Origin of the sequence: Phenylobacterium sp., from assembly GCF_020402505.1 — a bacterium.
GTDB lineage: Bacteria > Pseudomonadota > Alphaproteobacteria > Caulobacterales > Caulobacteraceae > Phenylobacterium.
This window is the reverse complement of record NZ_JADBZL010000095.1, coordinates 1-3355: the sequence shown is the minus strand read 5'-3', so window position 1 is coordinate 3355 and position 3355 is coordinate 1. Positions and strand designations below refer to the sequence as shown.

The 3355-nt window shown below is 61.2% G+C and carries 2 protein-coding genes; both read left to right on the top strand.

Going from position 1 to position 3355, the window contains the following annotated elements; all coding sequences use genetic code 11:
• Nucleotides 1-2883 (top strand): calcium-binding protein (locus IM632_RS07240; RefSeq protein ID WP_296552174.1); only part of this gene is annotated, 2883 nt, incomplete at its 5' end.
• Between the two features lie 73 nt (nt 2884-2956).
• Nucleotides 2957-3100, top strand: a complete 144-nt coding sequence (locus IM632_RS07235) for a hypothetical protein (RefSeq protein ID WP_296525059.1) — start codon at nt 2957-2959, stop codon at nt 3098-3100.
• Nucleotides 3101-3355: the final 255 nt, after the last annotated feature.

Genomic DNA, 3355 nt, shown 5'->3' with positions numbered 1-3355 from the left:
GCTCCTGGCTTCCCGAATCCGACGCTGGCGTCCTTCGCTCTGACCTTCAATGGCGTGACCAAGACCTTCGGTGAGAAGTTCGTCGCCGTCGGCGGCGTCGGTAACATAACGGGCCAGATCATCTTCCCGGACTCGTCCATGCTGTACGTGGGTTCGGCCGCATCCGATAACATTACCGGATCGACGGGTAACGACGCGCTCTACCTTGGGAGCGGGAACGATAACGGGAGCGGTGGGGACGGTAATGACATCCTCCAGGGTAATGCCGGTAACGACGTCCTGAACGGCAACGCTGGCAACGACTCCATTTACGGCGGTGCGGACGACGACACCATCGATACCGGGTCGGGGGCCAACTGGGCGAACGGTAACAGGGGCAACGATGTCCTGACCGGCGGTTCCGGAGCGGATACCCTTCTTGGAGGTCAAGGCAACGATGACCTGCTGTCGGGCGATGGCGCGGACTATGTGTCTGGCGACGACGGGAATGACCGGGTTGATGCGGGTACGGGCAGTGACACTGTCTTTGGTGGCGCGGGTAACGATAGCGTCATTGGTAATCTCGGTAACAACCTTGTCGATCTTGGGGCCGGCAACGACACAGGCACAGGCGACACCGGCGCAGACACCATCTTGGGTGGCGACGGTAACGACAACATCGCTGCTGGTTCTGGCAACAATAGTCTGGCGGGTGATGGCGGCGTAGATAACATCGTTGCTCTTGGTGGGAACGACACGATCTCTGGCGGTGACGGCAACGACATCATTGATGCTGGCGGCGGCTCGAACAGTGTCAACGGAAACGCAGGTGTTGACAACATCACCGGTGGCGCTGGTTCCGACACGCTCCTTGGCGGCCAAGGTGACGACGTCATCATCGATATCCTTGGTGGTAACAACTACCTCCATGGGAACCTTGGGGTCGATAACATCACAGTTGGGACGGGCAACGACACCGTGCTCGGCGGCCAGGGAGCCGACGTGATTGATGCTGGAGCCGGTGAGAATCTCGTGTTCGGTGATCTCGGTGATGACAACATCGTGGCCGGAGCCGGGAACGATACGGTGTTCGGCGGTGATGGCATCGATACCGTGAATGTCGGCCTCGGTAACAATGTGGTTGATGGCGGTTCCGGAGCGGACGCGATCACGGCTTCGGACGGCAACAACAGCATTTCTGGCGGCGCGGACAATGATGTTATTACCGCCGGTACCGGGAACGACACCGTGTCTGGCGGAGACGGGGTCGACACGATCAACGTCAACGATGGTGCGAACGTTGTGGACGCCGGGGCGGGTGGCGACATTGTCACCTCGGGAACCGGGAATGACGTTATCACCCTCGGTGATGGTGCTGACCAACTGACCGATACGGGTGGAGCCAATAACGTCACCGGTGGCGCCGGTAACGACAACATCACGACCGGCAACGGAAACGATACGGTGTCCGGTGGCGATGATGTTGATACCATCACTGTCAACGACGGCGCCAACGTTGTGGATGGTGGTGCGGGCAACGACATCATTACTGCGGGTGTTGGCAACGACATCGTTTCGGGCGGTGATGGTGATGACACCATCAACGTCAACGGTGGCGCGAACAGTGTCTCTGGTGGCGCTGGTGCTGACGGCATCACCGCAGGAGCCGGGGCCGACACCCTCAGCGGTGGTGACGGTATCGACAACATCACCACGGGTGGCGGTAATGACCTTGTCGACGCAGGGGCCGGAAACGATGTGGTTACGGCGGCCTTCGCTGGTGCAACCAACACGTCGACCTTGATCGGTGGTCTGGGTGATGACACCTTCGTGGTGTCAGGCACCGGCAACGCGTCCGTCTCGGCGGAACTAGGGGACGGTGCGGATACCTACAACGGTTCAGGCAACACCGGCATAGACTATGTTGTGGGAGGCCTAGGTGGCGACACCATGGCGGGTGGTGCCGGCAACGACACCCTGATTGGCGGCGACGGTGGAGACAGCATCATCGGCGGTTCAGCGGGCGCAGCCTCTCTCACGGGCGACGCCGGTAACGACACGATCGCCGGCGGTGTTGCTGTTGAGACCATTTCTGGTGGCGATGGTAACGATGTCATCAGCTCTGGCGGTGGCAATGACATTGTCACGGGAGGTGCCGGCAACGATGCCTTTACTGGTGACGCTGGCGACCAGAACTTCTCGGGTGGTGACGGAGACGACACGGCTACAGGCGCTGCTAATGCAGACACGCTGAGTGGTGGTGCGGGTGCCGACAGCCTTGACGGTGGTGCGGATAACGACCTCATCTCTGGTGGTGACGGGGCTGACACCCTTGTGGGTGGTGCTGGCGTCAACTCCGTTGATGGCGGTGACGGAGCGGACTCGATTACGGGCGGCACCGCTCAGGATGTCGTGACAGGCGGTGACGGTGCAGACACCATCTCCGCCGGAGACGGGAACAACTCGCTCTTCGGGCAAACGGGTGCCGACTCCATCGTTGCGGGTATGCAGAACGACACAATCGTTGGTGGCGCCGGGGCTGATACCCTCACCGGTAACACTGGGGCCGACCGGTTCGTGTTTGCCGCCGGAGATGCTTCGTCGACTACCGCAGGTGCTTTGGATACGATCACGGACTTCACGTCGGGAACCGATACTCTCGCCATCGGCGTAACCGGAGCGGTCGAGAACCTTGGTGCCTCCCCTGCGAGCTACGCGGCGGCTCTCACCGCTGCGGCGGGTGTCATTGGGGCAGGCACGTCGAATATCGTCACTGCAAGTGTGACTGTCAGCGCTGTTACAACCAGCTACGTGTTCGCGGACACGAACGACGACAACGTCATCGACACGGTGATCCAGATCAATGGCAACGTGGCTCCGTTGAATACTGACTTCGTACCCTAACGCCAGACAGAAGGTAGCTCTACGGATCGGGCCGCCCCTCGGGGCGGCCCTTTTCTTTTGAGGTCAGCCAGTCGTGCAGGATCCCCCCACCTTTCGGGAGTTCCCCCGCAAGGCTCAGGGCGCCTGCGCCGGTCGGCTGTTCCGCGGCCTGGACCCCTGCGACTTCGCCGTTCTGATCATCCTTCTGGGTCAGGTCACCGGCGCCGGGATCACGTGAGCGGATGTCATCGCCCGGGGCCTCCGAAAATGTGGGGATAAGGGCGCAGACTCGCCTTGTCCCGCCGCCGCACCACGCTAAAACATTTACCTCTGCACAAGATTTGGAATCAGGTGCTTGGCGTGGGTCGCCGGTTGTCCGGCTGGCGGGGGACGAATTGTGGCGACATATACTTTTGAGACGATCACGCCCGAACAAGCCCTGGCCTTCACCACCAGCGACAGCCTGACCTTCTCCACGCCGGGGGCCTCGGCG